Annotated in this window: 15 protein-coding genes; 9 read left to right on the forward strand and 6 right to left on the reverse strand. The window is 68.9% G+C overall.

What is annotated here, in order from left to right; translation table 11 throughout:
- Positions 1-14 precede the first annotated feature (14 nt).
- The 8 genes from C1931_RS11205 (at position 15) to C1931_RS11240 (ending at position 8769) form a co-directional block, all read left to right on the forward strand.
- Positions 15-1271, forward strand: coding sequence for a fimbrial protein (locus C1931_RS11205; RefSeq protein ID WP_108756397.1), 1257 nt, complete (start codon positions 15-17; stop codon positions 1269-1271).
- A complete protein-coding gene (locus C1931_RS11210; protein ID WP_108749836.1) occupies positions 1256-2605 on the forward strand; it encodes a CpaF family protein in 1350 nt (449 codons plus the stop codon). Before C1931_RS11205 ends, C1931_RS11210 begins: the two co-directional genes overlap by 16 nt.
- Positions 2606-2607: 2 nt before the next feature.
- Positions 2608-3555, forward strand: a complete 948-nt coding sequence (locus tag C1931_RS11215) for a type II secretion system F family protein (protein WP_108756398.1) — start codon at positions 2608-2610, stop codon at positions 3553-3555.
- Positions 3556-3583: 28 nt separating this feature from the next.
- The gene (locus tag C1931_RS11220; protein ID WP_108756399.1) at positions 3584-4507 is read left to right on the forward strand and encodes a type II secretion system F family protein; all 924 of its coding nucleotides are present in this window, start codon (positions 3584-3586) and stop codon (positions 4505-4507) included.
- Positions 4508-4512: 5 nt separating this feature from the next.
- A complete protein-coding gene (locus tag C1931_RS11225; RefSeq protein ID WP_108756400.1) occupies positions 4513-5373 on the forward strand; it encodes a Flp pilus assembly protein TadD in 861 nt (286 codons plus the stop codon).
- Positions 5370-5804 (forward strand): DUF3613 domain-containing protein, encoded by a 435-nt coding sequence (locus C1931_RS11230; RefSeq protein ID WP_108756401.1) that lies wholly within the window; start codon positions 5370-5372, stop codon positions 5802-5804. The genes C1931_RS11225 and C1931_RS11230 overlap by 4 nt, the downstream gene beginning before the upstream one ends.
- A gap of 8 nt (positions 5805-5812) precedes the next feature.
- On the forward strand, positions 5813-7966 hold the full coding sequence (locus C1931_RS11235) for a TadG family pilus assembly protein (protein ID WP_108756402.1): 2154 nt from the start codon (positions 5813-5815) through the stop codon (positions 7964-7966).
- A gap of 98 nt (positions 7967-8064) precedes the next feature.
- Positions 8065-8769 carry a DUF2968 domain-containing protein gene (locus C1931_RS11240; RefSeq protein WP_108756403.1) on the forward strand — a complete coding sequence of 235 codons (705 nt, stop codon included), beginning with the start codon at positions 8065-8067 and terminating at the stop codon, positions 8767-8769.
- A gap of 64 nt (positions 8770-8833) precedes the next feature.
- Here C1931_RS11240 and C1931_RS11245 read toward each other — a convergent pair whose 3' ends face one another.
- Positions 8834-9196 carry a hypothetical protein gene (locus tag C1931_RS11245; protein WP_108756404.1) on the reverse strand — a complete coding sequence of 121 codons (363 nt, stop codon included), beginning with the start codon at positions 9194-9196 and terminating at the stop codon, positions 8834-8836.
- Between the two features lie 165 nt (positions 9197-9361).
- Here C1931_RS11245 and C1931_RS11250 point away from each other — a divergent pair, with 165 nt between their 5' ends.
- Positions 9362-10186 (forward strand): alpha/beta hydrolase, encoded by an 825-nt coding sequence (locus C1931_RS11250; protein WP_108749844.1) that lies wholly within the window; start codon positions 9362-9364, stop codon positions 10184-10186.
- Between the two features lie 104 nt (positions 10187-10290).
- On the opposite strand, the gene C1931_RS11255 is transcribed toward C1931_RS11250, so the two are convergent.
- The 5 genes from C1931_RS11255 to C1931_RS11275 all read right to left on the reverse strand — a co-directional run bounded on the left by C1931_RS11255 (position 10291) and on the right by C1931_RS11275 (position 16244).
- Entirely contained in the window at positions 10291-11937 is a 1647-nt protein-coding gene (locus C1931_RS11255) for an MFS transporter (protein WP_108756405.1), read from the reverse strand.
- Positions 11931-13214 carry an alginate export family protein gene (locus C1931_RS11260; protein ID WP_108756406.1) on the reverse strand — a complete coding sequence of 428 codons (1284 nt, stop codon included), beginning with the start codon at positions 13212-13214 and terminating at the stop codon, positions 11931-11933. The genes C1931_RS11255 and C1931_RS11260 overlap by 7 nt, the downstream gene beginning before the upstream one ends.
- Complete coding sequence (locus C1931_RS11265; protein WP_199913931.1) at positions 13193-15040, reverse strand: amidohydrolase; 1848 nt, start codon at positions 15038-15040, stop codon at positions 13193-13195. Before C1931_RS11265 ends, C1931_RS11260 begins: the two co-directional genes overlap by 22 nt.
- A gap of 119 nt (positions 15041-15159) precedes the next feature.
- Complete coding sequence (locus C1931_RS11270; RefSeq protein ID WP_108749848.1) at positions 15160-15585, reverse strand: DoxX family membrane protein; 426 nt, start codon at positions 15583-15585, stop codon at positions 15160-15162.
- A gap of 2 nt (positions 15586-15587) precedes the next feature.
- Positions 15588-16244 carry a hydrolase gene (locus C1931_RS11275; RefSeq protein ID WP_108749849.1) on the reverse strand — a complete coding sequence of 219 codons (657 nt, stop codon included), beginning with the start codon at positions 16242-16244 and terminating at the stop codon, positions 15588-15590.
- Positions 16245-16246: the final 2 nt, after the last annotated feature.

The following is a 16246-nucleotide window of genomic DNA, read 5'->3' on the forward strand; positions in this document are numbered from 1 at the left end:
GCAAGGACACCCCCATGCCCTATGCCACCGCACAGCCCCTGCATGCCGCCGGACCACCGATGAACCTGGTCCTGTACGGCGTGGACCGCGATCTGCTGCCGCGTCTGGCCGCGAAGCTGCCACCGGGCACGGCGCTGCATTGGCAGGACAGTACCCAGCCGACCTCCGCGCAGGATCTGCAGCGCGGGCAGCAGAACCTGGTGCTGCTCGACTTCCGCCCCGAGCACGCGTCGGCGTCCACCGTGCTGGCCCAGCAACTGCAGCAGACCCAGCCGGACCTGGTCCTTGTGGCGGTGGGTTCGACCAGTGCCGGCCAGGTGGAAGGGGTGGTGCTGGCGCTGCGCGCGGGGCTGCGCGATGTGCTGGACATGGACAGCGACAACACCGGCATCGAGGCCGCGCTGCGGCGTGCGCTGTCGCCACGTACCGCCGCCGTCCCACAGCAGGCGCACAAGGCACGGCTGATCGTGCTGCTGGGTGTGCGCGCCGGCGTGGGCACCAGCACCCTGGCCGCGCATCTTTCGGTGCTGGCCCAGCAGACCCACCTGCTTGCGCAGGGCGAAACCAACCCCCAGGACGGCCTGCTGCTGGAACTGGCGCAGCCGGCCGGCGATCTGGCCCTGTACCTCAACCTGGACAGCCGCTTCCACTACGAAGACGCCCTGCGTAATGCCAGCCGCATCGATGCCACGCTGGCGCGCACGGCCATGGCACGCCACACCAGCGGCCTGGTGCTGCTGGATCGCGCCAGCGGCAGCGACGCGGTGCCGCCCTCCGATCCCGGCGCCCTGCTGCAACGGCTGCGCGGGGTCTTTGCCAGCGTGCTGTGCGATGCCGGCGGCTGCCCGCTGCGGCAACTGCCGCCGCTGCTGCTGGAACAGGCCGACGAGATCTGGCTGATCGCCGATGCGTCCATCGCCACCCTGGTGTCGCTGGACCACGCGCTGAAGCATCTTTCCGGCCAGCGTGACCGCGAAAAGCGCCTGCAGCTGGTCATCAACCGCCATGACGACAGCGCCGGCATGAGCCCGGAACAGATTGCACGACGCTTCGAACTGCCCCTGCTGGCCACGCTGCCCGAACGCTCGCGCGTGCGCACCGCCGCCAGCCACGGCCATCTGCTGCTGCAGGACGCCCCGCGCGACCCGTACCTGCGCGCCCTCGCCCCGCTGGTCCAGCGCCTGGACCCTGCTGCCTGCCCGGTGCAGCCGCACGGCCTGCGGGAAAGACTTGCCCTTGCCCTGGGTGGATCGCAATGGAAGACAAAGTAACCCTGTTCCCGAACGCCCTCGCCCGTGCCAGCGCCCCCGACGCGGCCCCGGGCGTGCTGCCGTTCGCGCAGACCGAGCAGTACCAGAAGGTGCTGTCGGCCGCGCACGAACACCTGCTCAACAGCATTGAAGACGAGCGCATCGACATCGATTCCTGGGCGCCGGACACCATCGCCCGCTGGGTGCAGGTCCAGACGGTCAGCTTCATCCAGGAATGGCGCATTCCCATCAATGAAGAAGAAATGCAGGTGGTGGCCGAAGGCCTGGTGAAGGAGCTGACCGGCTTCGGGCCGCTGGATGATCTGCTGCATGACCCGACCATCGAAGACATCCTGATCAACGGCTTCAAGGATGTGCATGTATCGCAGGGCGGCCAGCTCAAGCGTGCCACCCAGCGCTTCACCGACGATACCCATCTGCTGCGCATCCTGCGCCGCATCCTGGCCCCGTTGGGCCGCCGCTTGGACGATTCCAACCCGATGGTGGATGCGCGCCTGCCCAACGGCGGCCGCCTGAATGCCATCATCGCGCCATTGGCGGTGGACGGCCCGATGGTCTCCATCCGCAAGTTCCGCAAGGACCCGTTCACCCCCGACGAGCTGCTGGCCAAGGGCACGTTCGATGCACCGATGCAGGCGCTGCTGAAAGCCATGGTGCTGGGGCGCTGCAACATCCTGGTGTCCGGCGGCACCAGTTCGGGCAAGACCTCGCTGCTGAACGCGCTGGCCAGCTACATCCCGGCCAACGAGCGGGTGATCACCGTGGAAGACACCGCCGAACTGTCGTTGAACCACCCGCACGTGGTGCGCCTGGAAAGCCGCATCGGCGGTGCCGACGGCCACGGTGCGATCAGCATCCGCGACCTGGTGCGCAACAGCCTGCGCATGCGCCCGGACCGCATCGTGGTGGGCGAAGTGCGTGGTGCCGAAGTGCTGGAAATGCTGCAGGCCATGAACACCGGCCACGATGGCTCGATGGCCACCATCCACGCCAACACCCCGCGCGATTGCCTGTACCGCATCGAGATGCTGGCCGGTTTCGCCGGCTTCCAGGGCAGCGAAGACAGCCTGCGCCGGCAGATCGCCAGCGCCATCGACTTCATCGTGCAGATCTCGCGGCTGGGCAGCGGCCGCCGCGTGCTGGTCTCGATTACCGAAATCACCGGGGTGAGCGACAACCTGATCACCACCCAGGAAATGTTCCGCCACGAGGTGCAGGTCGACGGCAGCGGGCGCGAAACCGACCGCTGGATCGGGCTGGGCTTCCACCCGCATTCGCACAAGCTGGAGCCCTTCCGCCAGCAGCTGCGCGATTCGCTGTACGGAGACCTGTAAGCATGGGCGCCGGCGTACTGCTGATGGTGTTGAGCATCGTCTCGGTGCTGCTGGGCCTGGCCGCCTGGTTGTGGAGCAGTGCGCACAGTCGCGAGCAGCGGCAGGCCTCGCTGCAGCATGCCGAACAGCAGCTGGCCCGCGGCGCCGGCAGCCCGGTTGCAGACAGCGGCCGCGCTACGCCCGTGGCCGCTGCCGCTGCCGCGAGCAACCGGCGAACGCTGCCGTGGGATCCGCTACTGCAGCGGGCAGGCCTGCAGCCCGGCTGGAAACTGCCGGTCCTGCTGCTGGTGCCCGGCCTGGTGCTGTCGGCCATCGCGGTGGCGCGGCTGGGCACCGCGTGGATGTTCCCGCTCACCCTGGGCCTGTACCTGATCGGCTGCTGGCTGTGGCTGCTGCGCCGCATCGGCAAGCTGCAGGCCAAGCTGCTGCATCAGCTGCCGGATTTCCTCGACAACCTGGTGCGCCTGACCGCCCTGGGCAACAGCCTGCAGGCCGCCTTCCAGGTGGCCAGCACGCAGACCGCCGCGCCCCTGCGCGAGCTGCTGGACACCACGGTGCGCTACGCGCGCGGCGGCATGGAACTGGACCGCGCCCTGTCGCTGGCCGCGCAGCCCTACCGCATGGACGTGCTGAAGGTGCTGGCGGTGGTGATCGGGGTCAGCGTACGCATTGGCGGGCGCTCGGACCAGATCCTGCAACGGCTGGGCGACTTCATGCGCGACCTGGAACAGGCGCAGCAGGAGTTGGCCGCGACCACGTCGGAAACGCGCATGTCGGCCTGGGTGCTGGGCCTGCTGCCGCCGGCCAGTGCCGTGCTGATGGCCATTTCCAGCCCCGACTTCTTCCAGCCGATCCTGCACCACCCGCTGGGCCACAAGATCCTGGCGCTGGCCGTCGGCCTGGAACTGGTGGGCGCCTTCCTGCTGTACCGACTGGCCAAATCGCTATGACCGCACTTACTGCCAGCGCAGGTGAACCATGAGCGCCAACACCTGGTGGATGTGCGCGCTGTTGCTGCTGGCCGCCGGCATTGCCCTGCTCGGCCTGGGCGGCTGGGTGCGCGGGCAGCGCGAGGCGCGTGGTGAGGCCACGCTGAAGACCGCCCTGCAGCCGCGTGATGCCGAGACCGAAGCGACCCGCCGCGATTCGCTGGGCTGGCTGGAACGCCTGGGCCGGCAACTGAGCGGCGGCCGCCTGGAGGCCGCACTGCTGGCCAGCGAAGACCGCCTGCTGCTGGACCTGGCCGGCTGGAACACCCGCCGCGGCACGGCCATCTACCTGGGCCTGCGCCTGCTGCTGGCCGCGGTGGTGGTCGCACTGGCGATCGCTCTCAGCGATGCACAGGGGCTGGCCAAGGTGATGGTGGTGGTCGGCGCACTGGCCGCCGGCCTGCTGCTGCCCAAGTTCGTGCTGGGCGCCTGGGTGAAGCGCCGCCAGCGCGCCGTGCACAACGAACTGCCCCTGCTGATCGACCTGCTTCGGCTGCTGCAGGGCGTGGGTTTCAGCATGGACCAGAGCCTGCAGACCCTGGGCGACAAGCTGCGCGACGCACTGCCGGTGCTGGGCGGCGAACTGCAGGAAGCCAACGTGGCCTACACCCACGGCCGCAGCCGCGCGCAATCACTGCGCCGCTTGAATGAGGTGTACGGCGATGACGATCTGTCCAGCCTTGTGCAGCTGATCCTGCAGGTGCATGCGCACGGCGGCGCGGTACAGGAGCCGTTGAAGCAGTTCAGCCTGCGCCTGCGCGAACAGCGCCGCAACACCCTGAAAGAGAAGGTCGGCAAGCTGTCGGTGAAGATGACCGTGGTGATGATGCTGACCCTGCTGCCAGCGCTGATGCTCGTGCTTTCCGGCCCGGCGCTGGTCGCGCTGGCCACCACCATGTCGAAGATGGGATGACGTCCATGCCTGCTGCACGCCCTGCCCTGCTGCTGTTCGCCCTGGCCACCCTGGCCAGCGGCTGTGCGTCCAGCACCGCCAAGTACCTGCACACCCCGACGCTGGCCGAACCCACGCCGGCACCGCAGGACAGCCGCAACACCTATCTGGAACTGATTTCGCGCATGCAGCAGCAGGGCGCGTGGTACGCCTCGCTGGCGCACGTGGATGCGTTCCGCCAGCGCTACGGCGACCTGCCCGCGCTGCGCCTGCTGCAGGCCGACGCGCTGCGCGAAACCGGGCAGACCGCCGCTGCCAGCGCGCTCTACCAGCAACTGGCCAACGGCGCGCAGGCCGCCGCGGCCGCGCACGGGCTGGGACTGATCGCCGCCCATGCCGGGGATGATGCGGCGGCCGAGCAGGCACTGGCACGCGCCAGCCAGCTGCAACCCTTGAACACCGACTACCTGGGCGACCTGGGCTACGCGCGGCTGCGCGCCGGGCAGTTCGACCAGGCGCGCGAACCGCTGGCCAAGGCGCTGGAACTGACCCCGGGCAACGCCAAGGCCACCGCCAACCTGTCGCTGTGGGCGCTGCTGCGCGGTGATACGGCCACGGCCGAACAGCTCGCGCAGCAGGCCAACCTCAACGACGAGACCCGTCGCAGCATCCAGCAGCAGGCGCAGCAGATCCGCAGCCGTCTGCAGCAGCGCCAGAGCGCCGCCATGGCACCGCCGCCGCCGGCCACCGCAGCGCCGGCGCGCAGCATGCGGCTGGCAGCGGAAGCCCGGCGCGACAGCACCACCGACCGCGATCCGGCGCACCTGCCACCGTCCATGCTGGAACGTTTCGGCTCCGCCCGCCCTGCCAACGAGGGAACCCCATGACCCTGCCCGCCCTGCTGCGCACCGTGCTGCCCCTGGCAACCCTTGCCGTCGCCCTGTCGGCGCCGCACGCATCGGCGCAATCCACGCAGTCACCGCTGACCGGACAGATGCTGGGCGAGCGGATGACACCGGCACCCACGGTGCAGTCCGCGCAGCCGCTGGCCACGGTGGATACCACGGCTGCGCCGCCAGCACCGCCGCCACCCACCTATATCCCGGCCAGCACCGCCCGCCCGCAGCACGGCGACAGCGTCCGCAACCTGCTGCGGCTGCAGGCCTCGGGCCAGCAGGCCGGCGCACGCCTGCCGATCCTGGGCGACCAGGCCACGGCCAGCTATGCGCGCTACCTGAAGAGTTTCGAGCACGAGATCCCCGACTTCTTCGATCCAGACGTCGGTCGTTCCAGCAACCGTTCCAGCTCATCACGCTGAGGTCGGCCATGCACCGGTCACGCCGCATCACCTTCAACCGCCAGCGCGGCGGCATGTCGGTCACCTTGATGCTGGTGATGATCGCGCTGGTGGCCATGCTCGGCCTGATCGAAGTGGGCTACCTGTACTGGGCCAAGCGCGATGCACAGAAGGTGGCCGACCTGGCAGCGCTGGCCGGCGCCCAACGCCTGGACCTGTGCAGCGCCGACAACAGTGACAACATCGCGGCACGGCAGAACGCGGTCAACCAGAACCGCTTCCCCGGCCAGGTGCAGGTGCAGTGCGGCAACTGGAATGCCGCCCACGCCGCCGAGGACCACTTCAGCAGCACCGTGGATGCGGCCAATCCGCGCAACGCCGTGCGCGTGACCACCGAACGCAGCGTGCTGCCGTTCTTCGGCCAGAACAACACGCTGCCCACGGTACGCACCCAGGCGGTCGCGCGCCGCGCCGAACCCACCGCGGTGTTCAGCGTGGGCTCGCAGCTGCTGCGCAGCAATGGCAATTCGCCGTTGATGGCCACCCTGCGCCTGGTCGGGCTGGATGTGAGCAATGCCACCGTGCTGTCTTACGATGGCCTGGCCCAGGTCAGCGTTACGCCTTCGGGCCTGCTGCAGGCGCTGGGCATTCCGGTTACTGCCGACCTGAGCGTGGCCGACTTCAATCGCCTGCTGGCGGTGCACCGCGTGTCGCTGGCACAGCTGGTCAACGCCACCGCCGAAGTGGTGGGCCGCAACAGCACCGCCGGCGTGCAGCTGCAGGCGCTGTCCAGCCTGGTGTCCACCGGCCTGGACATCAACCAGCTGAACATCGCGCTGGGCAGCGAAAGCGGTGGAGGTGGCCTGTTCGCCGAAGTCATCTCGCCCGATGGCACCATCGGCAGCGCGCTGGAATCGAAGGTCAACGTGCTGGACCTGTTGAACACCGCCATTTCCATTGCCAACGACAACAACGGCGTGCAGATCAGCGGATTGAACCTGGTCGGCATCGAGGTCAAGGCAGGGGTGATCGAGCCCCCCTCCATCGCCATCGGCGGCGTTGGCGCGCGCGCCTACAATGCACAGGTCCGCCTGATGGTGGACGTGGACAGCAACCGCGTGCCGGCCGTGGGCGCGCTGCTGAACCTGCTGGGCACCCGCCTGAAGCTGCCGCTGCACGTGGACGTGACCAATGCGATGGGCACGCTGACATCGCTGCAGTGCGGTGCCGCGCCGCCAACTGCCACCATCCGCGTCGATTCATCGGTGCTGCGTGCCTGCGTAGGCAGGATTGCCGAGGCCGATCGCTTTTCCAAGCAGAACGTCTGCGATGCCACCCTGCAGAACGAGCAGTTGCTGACCCTGCTGGGCCAGCCGCTGATCAATGACCGCATCACCCTGCCGGCGCTGACCGCGCAACAGGATCTCACCCTGGCCGCCGGGCAGACCGGCTCCACCCGGATCAACCCATTGGCAGTGGGCACGGCGGTGTCCGATCTGGTCAACGAGCTGCTGCGCGTGCTGTCGGGCATGCTGCAGAGCCCGCAGCAGGGCATGAGCTCCAGCGATACCGCCAAGGCGCTGGCCGACCGCTACCTGGCCGCCGCGCACCCCACCGGCGGCCGCTACGACGTGGACAAGGTGATTCCACTGCTGCGCGACGGCGATGCCAGCCGCCAATTGAACCCGCTGGGCACCTGGACCGTCACCCAGGGCGTGCCCTACGCCTGCCCGCCGCTGTACCTGACCACCTGCCGCAAGGATGGCCCGGTGTGGGATGGCTACCGCACCACCGTCACCGGCCAGGGCCTGGGCGTGCTGGACGGCGTGCTGGGCTCACTGCTGGGCGGGCTGCTGATCAACCGCTGCGACAGCCTGGTCAGCAACCTGCTGAACTACAACGGCTGCGTGCGCAACAACCTGGCGGCCTACATCCAGACCGCCCCGGCCGGTTTCCTGGACCAGTACGCCGGCGGCGGCGTGACCACGCCCGGCAATGCGGTCAGCTGCAGTGGCCTGCTGTGCGCGGTGCTGACCCCGGTGCTGGCCGCGCTGAAGCCGGTGTTGAACAGCGTGGGCGCACTGCTGAGCGGCACCCTGGCCAGCCTGCTGGGGCTGGAGCTGGGGCGCACCGATGTGCAGGTGCAGTCGATCCAGTGCACGCCCGCGCAGCTGGTCTACTGAGCGCCGCCGCCCGCCTTGGCGCCGCGCGCGCCCATGCTAGACTCCGGGCGGGGAATCACATTCATCTCAACCACACTACGTTCGTGGATGGTCCAGACATGCGAGAAATTTCAGGGGGCACTGTCTTCGCCCGGTACCCGCGCGCGGTAGCGCTGCTGGCCACGGCCATGATCCTGGCCGCACCGTCGGCCATGGCTGCCCGTGGCGACCGCCAGGCGCCCGCCGAACCGGCACGCCCGGCCCCGGTGGTGCGCAACACGGTGGATGAACTGAAGCAGTTGATGGATGCCCAGCAACTGACCGAACTGCGCACCACCTACAACGGCAACTACGGCGCCAGCCTGCTGTTCAACGCCAACACGCTTACCTACTACGTGGCGCTGTTCCAGGAAAAGAACTTCTGGCGCGTGATCAAGACCGATGCGGTGGACAACGCCGAGCGCGTGTACCGCACGTTCGTGCAGCAGACCGAGCAGCTGGCCCAGGTGTACATCGACACCACGCGTCTGGAAGCGGGCAAGCGCTACACCGAACGCCTGGTGGCCTACAACGAAGAGCGCCTGCGCACCCTGCAGCAGGAAATGGAACAGCAGCAGGCGCAGTCGGCGCAGGTCAGCGCGGCGCTGCAGCAGGCACAGCAGCAGGCGGTCAGCCTGAGCACCGATGTGCAGAGCACCAACAGCCAGCTCGATGCCCTGCAGCGTCGCATCCAGATCCTGCAGGCCGAACAGGGCAACCCGGAACTGAGCCTGCCCAAGACCGATGCCGCGTCTGGCGCAGGTGCGGGCGGCGACGGCCACTAAGCCCTCGCGCCTTGCGGCCACGCATGTCGCAAACGGCACCTTCGGGTGCCGTTTTCATGTCCGCTCAATGGCAGGCCGCACGCACGGCGTCGTCCAGCTGCCGCTGCTGCAGATAGTCCGGCCGCAGTGCCTCCGCCCGCCGCTGGCGCGCACGACTGCAGCCGGCCGGATCGCGCTCGATGGGAATCAGCACCGCCCGTGCCGCCCCTGCGTGCCGCTTGCGCGGGCGAGCGGCGGCCGCTGGCACGGTCGGACTGGCCGATGACGTGTCCGCAGGCACCTGCCACTTCCATTCCGCCCGGCCCTGGCACGGGGTCTGCTGATAGACCGGGTGCGGGCCATCCACGCATTTGTAGACGTTGGTCTGTGCCTGCACCGGCACGGCCAACAACAGCGCGAGCACCGCGCCTGCCACCACTCCGCTCATGACGCCCTCCTTGCCGGCATGGTCCCGCCCCGGCCAGTGTGCCGCCAGAGGCCAATGCGACTTCCTGCCACAGCCGTGCAATGCCGGCGGAGCAGGCTGCGCTGTACTGCGCGCACACCGGTCGCCGCGACCGGTGCCTTCCACCTTCCGCCAAAGGAATCCAAGATGAGCAATTTCGTTACCGTCAAAGACGGCGCCCGCATCTTCTACAAGGACTGGGGCACCGGCCAGCCCGTCGTGTTCGCCCACGGCTGGCCGCTGTCGTCCGACGCCTGGGACCCGCAGATGCTGTTCATGGGCCAGAACGGTTACCGCGTAATCGCCCATGACCGCCGCAGCCACGGCCGTTCCAGCCAGACCTGGGACGGCAACAACATGGACACCTACGCCGACGACCTGGCCGCGGTGATCGAAGCACTGGACCTGCACGACGCCATCCTGGTCGGCCATTCCACCGGTGGTGGCGAAGTGGCGCACTACGTTGGCCGCCACGGCAGCAAGCGCGTGGCCAAGGTGGTACTGGTCGGCGCGGTGCCGCCGCTGATGCTGAAGACCGCCAGCAACCCGGCCGGCACCCCGCTGGAGGTGTTCGACGGCATCCGCAAGGGCACCGCCGGTGACCGCTCGCAGTTCTTCAAGGACCTGACCACGCCGTTCTTCGGCGCCAACCGCGACGGCAATGCCGTTACCCAGGGCATGCGCGATTCGTTCTGGCAGCAAGGCATGCTGGGCGGGGTGAAGGGTCAGTACGACTGCATCCACGAGTTCTCGGAAGTGGACTACACCGCCGATCTGCAGAAGATCGATGTGCCGGCGCTGGTGGTGCATGGCGACGATGACCAGATCGTGCCGTTCGATGCCTCGGCCAAGCTGTCCTCGCAGATCATCAAGGATGCCGAGCTGAAGGTGTACGCGGGCGCGCCGCACGGCCTGACCGTCACCCACGCCGACCAGTTCAACGCCGACCTGCTGGCGTTCGCACGCAAATGACGTGCCGCGGCGGCGCCCAGCGCGCCGCCGCCCCTGCACGGTAGCGCCGGGCCATGCCCGGCGGTTGAAGCACGGTAGCGCCGGGCCATGCCCGGCGACCGCTCTCAGATGTCGCTGTGATGGTGCGGCACGTTGGCCGGCAACGGGTCCTGCCCACCCACGAAGTGCCGCACGATCGGCGCACGCTCGCCACGGTGCAGGCCGCGCAGCGTTTCCTGGATCGCCTTGTCGTCGGCGGTGATGCGCTCATGCTGGCGCAGGTGTTCCAGCCACGACGGGGTCACGAAATACTCCAGGTGCACGCCAGGCGTCGCCACGTCTTCCACCACGCCCCACACCACGGCACCGTCGCGGCGGCGGATCGTGCCCAGCGCGCGTATCTGCGCCTGGAACAGTGCGCGGTCGCCGGCTTCGATGCGGTATTCCACCGTCACCAGCACCGGGCCGCGATCATGCGACACCGGCACTGCCAGCTCCGGCGCCGGCCAATGCCCGGCCGGGCGCAGGTTCAGTTCCTCGGTGCCGGCAATGCGCACGCGCCAGACCAGCAGGCCGCCCACCACCGCGCCCACGGCCGCCACCAGCAGGGCCAGTTCCGGCGAAGTGCGCTGGGCCAGCGCGCCCCAGCTCAAGCCACCGGCGGCCATGCCCGCCGAGAACACCATGATGTACAGCGCCAGCGCACGTGCACGCACCCACGCCGGCACCGCCGTCTGCGCCGCGATCTGCAGCGAAGACAGCACGGTGATCCAGGCGAAGCCATTGACCAGCATCACCACCGGCAGCACGTACCAGCTGCGGGTCAGGGCCAGGCCGACCAGGCTGCACGCCAGCGCCAGCGTCGCCAGCAGCACCAGCAGGTCGCGATCGAGTTTGGCGCGAAGTTTTGGCAGCAGCAGCGCACCGCCCACCGCGCCGATCCCGATGCAGCCCAGCAGGATGCCGTACTGCCCGGCCCCGCCATGCATCTGCCCACGCACCACCACCGGCAGCATCGCGTTCATCGCGGCGGCGAAGAAGAAGAAGCCCACCGATTTGATCAGCACCGCCTGCAGGCGACCGGCGCGGCTGGCATAGCGCAGGCCGGCCTTCAGGCCGGCACCGAAGCCTTCCGGCGGCAGGCTCGATGCCTTCGGGTCGCGCTTCCAGCCCCAGACCACGAACAGCATGGCGGCGAAGGTGATGGCATTGAAGCCGAAGGCCCACACCGCACCCAGCTGCGCCACGATCACGCCGCCGATGGCCGGGCCGATCGAACGGGCGATGTTGATGCCGATCGAATTCAGCGCCACCGCCGAGGCCAGCATCGGCTGCGGCACCAGTTCAGAGACGATCGCGGCCTGTGCCGGCATGGCCATGGCCGCACCGCAGCCCATGCAGAACGTCAGCAGCACCAAAAGGTTGGGGGTCAGCAGGTCGAACGCGGTCAGCGTGGCCATCACCGCGGCCACCAGCAGCATCCAGCCCTGGGTCAACAACAGGTATCTGCGGCGGTCGACGATGTCGGCCAATGTACCGGCGGCCAGCGCCAGCAGCACGATCGGCACCGTGGTGGCCGACTGCACCAGGGCCACCATCAGCGGCGAGCCTGTGCGCTCGGCCATGACCCAGGCCGCGGCGACGTCGTTCACCCAGGTGCCGATGTTGCTGGCCAGGATCGCCAGCCACAGTGCCCGGAACATGCTGACTTTCAGCGGGGACCAGGCACCTGCGGCCTGGGGGGAAGGTTGTGACGCGGTTGCGTTCACCATTGCCATGCTCCAACGATCGAGGCGAACAGGGTGTCCTGGCCGCCGGCCTGTTTCAGTGCAGGACCGGCATCGACCCAGGCCAGCTGCAGCTGCCATTGCCAGTGTTCGCTGGCTTGCCAGCGGGTTTCGGATTTGTATTGGGTGCCGATGCGGCGTGCGCCACCGGCACTGCCGGGCAGCGCCGACAGCGGCGCGGGGGTGGTGTAGACCGCGTCGGCGCGGCGGTGCTTCCAGGCCATCTGCACGCCCAGTTCGGTGGTGACCTTCGGGTCCAGCCGCAGCGCCAGCGTCGGCTGCACGTCCATCAGGTTGGCCGGCGCCAACAGGCTGGCCTCGCTGAAGTACGCCGATTTGGGGAACAGCGCGTTGAACGTGCCCAGCCGGCCGTCATGCAGGTTGCCATCGCCACTGGCCAGGTCGGCCTTCAGGCCCAGCCGCGGTTGCAGCGGCAGCGCGGCCCAGCGCCAGCCGGTATCGGTGGCAATGGTCCACGCACGGATGTCCAGATCGGCGCCGGCCGTGCGCAGCTCACCGCCCTGGGCCACCAGTTCGGTGTTCCAGTCCAGGCCGCCGGCCTGGCCAAACCAGCGCGTGCCCACGGTCTGTCGCCGCTCCACGCCCGTGCCAGCGGCGAAGCGCGCGCCGTCGCGGCGGTAGTCCAGCGCGTAGACATCCCACTGCCCGGCACCGTGCCCACGCGCGGTGGTGGCATAGGCGCCCCACAGGTGGGCACCGTGTTCGCCGCGGTCATCGAATACACCGGGGCGGTTTTCCACCGGGCGCAGCGCCAACAGGTCCAGCTGTCCCAAGCGCCCGTTCCAACCAACGCGCGCACCATCGAAGGCCAGGCGGATGTTCGGCCCATCGCGCACGGACAGCAGCCGCGAACTGCCGTAGCCGGCTTCCTGCCGGCCCAGCTGCACGTGCCAGCCTTCGCCCTGCCAGCGCCAGTAGGCCTGCTGTACATCCAGCGCGCTGCGATCGGTGCGGCCGGGGCCGCCGGCCTTGCCGTCCTCGGCGTGCACGCCCAACTGCAGCTTGGCTTCCCAGTCATCCCGGCGGTAGGTGGCCGCGGCCAGCGCGCGCAGCAGGCCGTAGCCATCCTCGCCGCCGCCCACGCCGAAGCGCGTGGGGTCGTAGTACAGCCCACGCACGCGCACCGAGGCATCCCACTGCAGCTGGCCATCGCCCACTGCCGTGCAGGCACCGCCGTCGCAGGCCAGCGCCAGCGACGGCGCGGCCAACGCAGCCAAGGTCAGAACGCGAAGCACGAGCACCCCATGGCGCCCCAGAACGCGGTCAGATCATCGGTCGGTGCGGCGTGGTGGGCGGCATGGCCGTGCGCACCGTGGGTGCCACATGCGGCCCCGTGGTGATGGTGGTGGGCCGCGGCCAGTCCCGTGGCCGCGCCACCGACGTGGTAGCCGCCGAACTTGCTCACCGGCGACCAGTCCGGCATGGCCGGCGGCAACTGCGGGGCCAGCCCGGCGTAGTCACCGTCGGCATGCACGATGCGGCCGCCGACCACGGTCAGCAGGCTGGTGATATCGGCGATCTGCCCATCGTCCACGCGGAAGAAGTCGGCCGACAGCACGATGAAATCGGCCAGCTGGCCTTCCTTCAGCGTGCCCTTCACCGCTTCGTCGCCAGAGAACCACGCGCTGCCCTGGGTCCACAGGCGCAACGCCTGTTCGCGTTCCAGCAGGTTCTCGTCGCCATACAGCGCCAGTCCGCCCACGGTGCGCCCGGTCACCAGCCACGACAGCGCCACCCACGGGTTGTAGCTGGCCACACGCGTGGCATCGGTACCGGCGCCCACCGGCACGCCCTCGGCCAGCATGCGCTTGACCGGCGGGGTGTGGCGCGCGGCCTGCACACCGTAGCGCTGCACGAAAGCCTCGCCCTGGTAGGCCATGCGGTGCTGCACGGCAATGCCGCCGCCCAGCGCACGGATACGTTCGATGTTGCGCGGGGTGATGGTTTCGGCATGGTCGATGAACCAGTGCAGGCCATCGAACGGCACCTCGCGGTTCACCTGTTCGTACACGTCCAGGATGCGGGTGATGCTTTCATCGTAGGTGGCGTGGATGCGGAACGGCCAACGCTTTTCCACCAGCAGCTTGACCACGTCGTGCAGCTCCGGCTCCAGCTCCGGCGGCAGTTCCGGGCGCGGCTCGTTGAACAGCTCGAAATCGGCCGCCGAAAACACCAGCATCTCGCCGGCACCGTTGTGGCGCAGCAGGTCATCGCCCTGGCGCGGCTGCAGGATCTCGCTCCAGCCGCGGAAGTCGTTCACCTCGTTGCCCTTGTTCTGGGTGAACAGGTTGTAGGCGATGCGCACCGTCAGCTGGTCATCGCGATGCAGCTGCTCGATGACCTGGTAATCCTCGGGGTAGTTCTGGAACCCGCCGCCGGCGTCGATCACCGAGGTGATGCCCAGGCGGTTCAGCTCGCGCATGAAGTGGCGGGTGGAGTTGGCCTGGTATTCAACCGGCAGGCGCGGGCCCTTGGCCAGCGTGGCATACAGGATGAGCGCGTTGGGCTTGGCCAGCAGCAGGCCGGTCGGGTTGCCCAGCGAATCGCGCACGATCTGCCCGCCCGGCGGGTCCGGGGTGTCCTTGGTGTAGCCGCAGGCACGCAGCGCCGCACGGTTCAACAGCGCGCGGTCGTACAGGTGCAGCAGGAACACCGGCGTATCCGGCGCGATGTCATTGAGCTCCTGCAGGGTCGGCAGGCGCTTTTCGGTGAACTGGCTGGCGGTGAAGCCGCCGACCACGCGCACCCATTGCGGCGCCGGCGTGCGGTCGACCTGCGCCTTCAGCATGGCCATGGCGTCGGCCAGCGAACGCAGGCCGTCCCAGCGCAGCTCCAGGTTGTAGTTCAGGCCACCGCGGATCAGGTGGGTGTGGCTGTCATTCAACCCGGGAACCAGGCGACGGCCCTGCGCATCCAGGATGGTGGCCTCGTTGCCCCAGCCGCGCATGATCTCCTCATCGCTGCCTACGGCGACGATGCGGCCTTCCTGCACGGCCAGTGCCTGCGCGTGCGGGCGTTGCGGGTCCAGCGTGGTGATACGGGCATTGCGGATGACCAGGGTGCTCATGCGGCGCTCCTTGGATGTTGATTCGATGGCGCCGGCGGCAGTGCCGGCCAGGCCCAGCGCCAGCGCGGCGCCGGCACCCAGCAGCACGTTGCGGCGGCCGGGATGGTGGGGGTCGGAACTCATGCAAGGTCTCCCTGCAGCAGCGGGCCATCCAGCGCCCAGGCACCGGGCCCGGCGCAGGCGATGGCCAGCAGGACGAAGGTCCACATCAGCGGGTATTCGACGCCACCGCGCATCCAGAACCAGCCCTTGGGCAGGGCCAGCAGCGCGGTGAAGCCAATGAACGCGGCCGCCGCCAGGGCGGCCACGCGGGTCTGCCAGCCCAGCAGCACGGCCAGGCCGGACAGCACCTGCAACAGCGCCAGCAGCAACGGCAGGGGCGCGGCCGAGGGCAGGCCAAAGCCGCGCAGTTCGCCGGCGAAGCCACCCAGGCCGGGGCCGCCGAACCAGCCCAGCAGCTTGCCCAGTGCGTGTGGCAGCAGGAATCCACCTGCCGCCACGCGCAGCATCAGCAAGGCCAGGTCCAGGCCGTGACTGCCGGTCATGCTCAGTGACCGCCTTCCTGTGCGCCGAACATGGTCTTGGCGTACTGGATGCCGATGCCGTAGCCGCCGGCGTGGTCGCGGGCGATGCCGGTGGTCAGGCCATAGGTTTCACCGCGCGCCCAGTCGCGCTGCAGTTCCAGCAGGTACTGCACGCTGGTGATCGGCACGGCACCGGCCTGCACCATGCGGGTGATCGCGCGCTCGTGCGCTTCGTCGCTCACGTCGCCACAGGCGTCGGTGATCACGTAGACCTCGAAGCCCTGCTCCAGCGCCGACAGGGTCGGGCCGACGATGCAGACGCTGGTCCACAGGCCACCCAGCACCAGGCGGCGCTTGCCGATGCGGTTGATCTCATCGATCACCGGCTGGTCTTCCCAGGTGTTCATCGAAGTGCGGTCGAACACGGTCTGGCCGGGGAAGATCTCCGGCAGTTCCGGGAACATCGGGCCGGAGAACGACTTCTCGGCCACCGTGGTCAGCACCACCGGCACGTTGAAGCCCTTGGCGCCCTTGCTGATCAGCGAGACGTTGTTGCGCAGGGCCGAGATGTCGATGGTGTGCGTGGCGAAGGCCATCTGCGATTGGTAGTCGATCAGCACCAGGGCGTGGTCGGTCGGCGACAGCAGGGCCTTGGCGGGGGTGGCGGTTGCGGTGGTCATGG

The organism is Stenotrophomonas sp. YAU14A_MKIMI4_1 (assembly GCF_003086855.1).
Taxonomy (GTDB): Bacteria; Pseudomonadota; Gammaproteobacteria; order Xanthomonadales; family Xanthomonadaceae; genus Stenotrophomonas.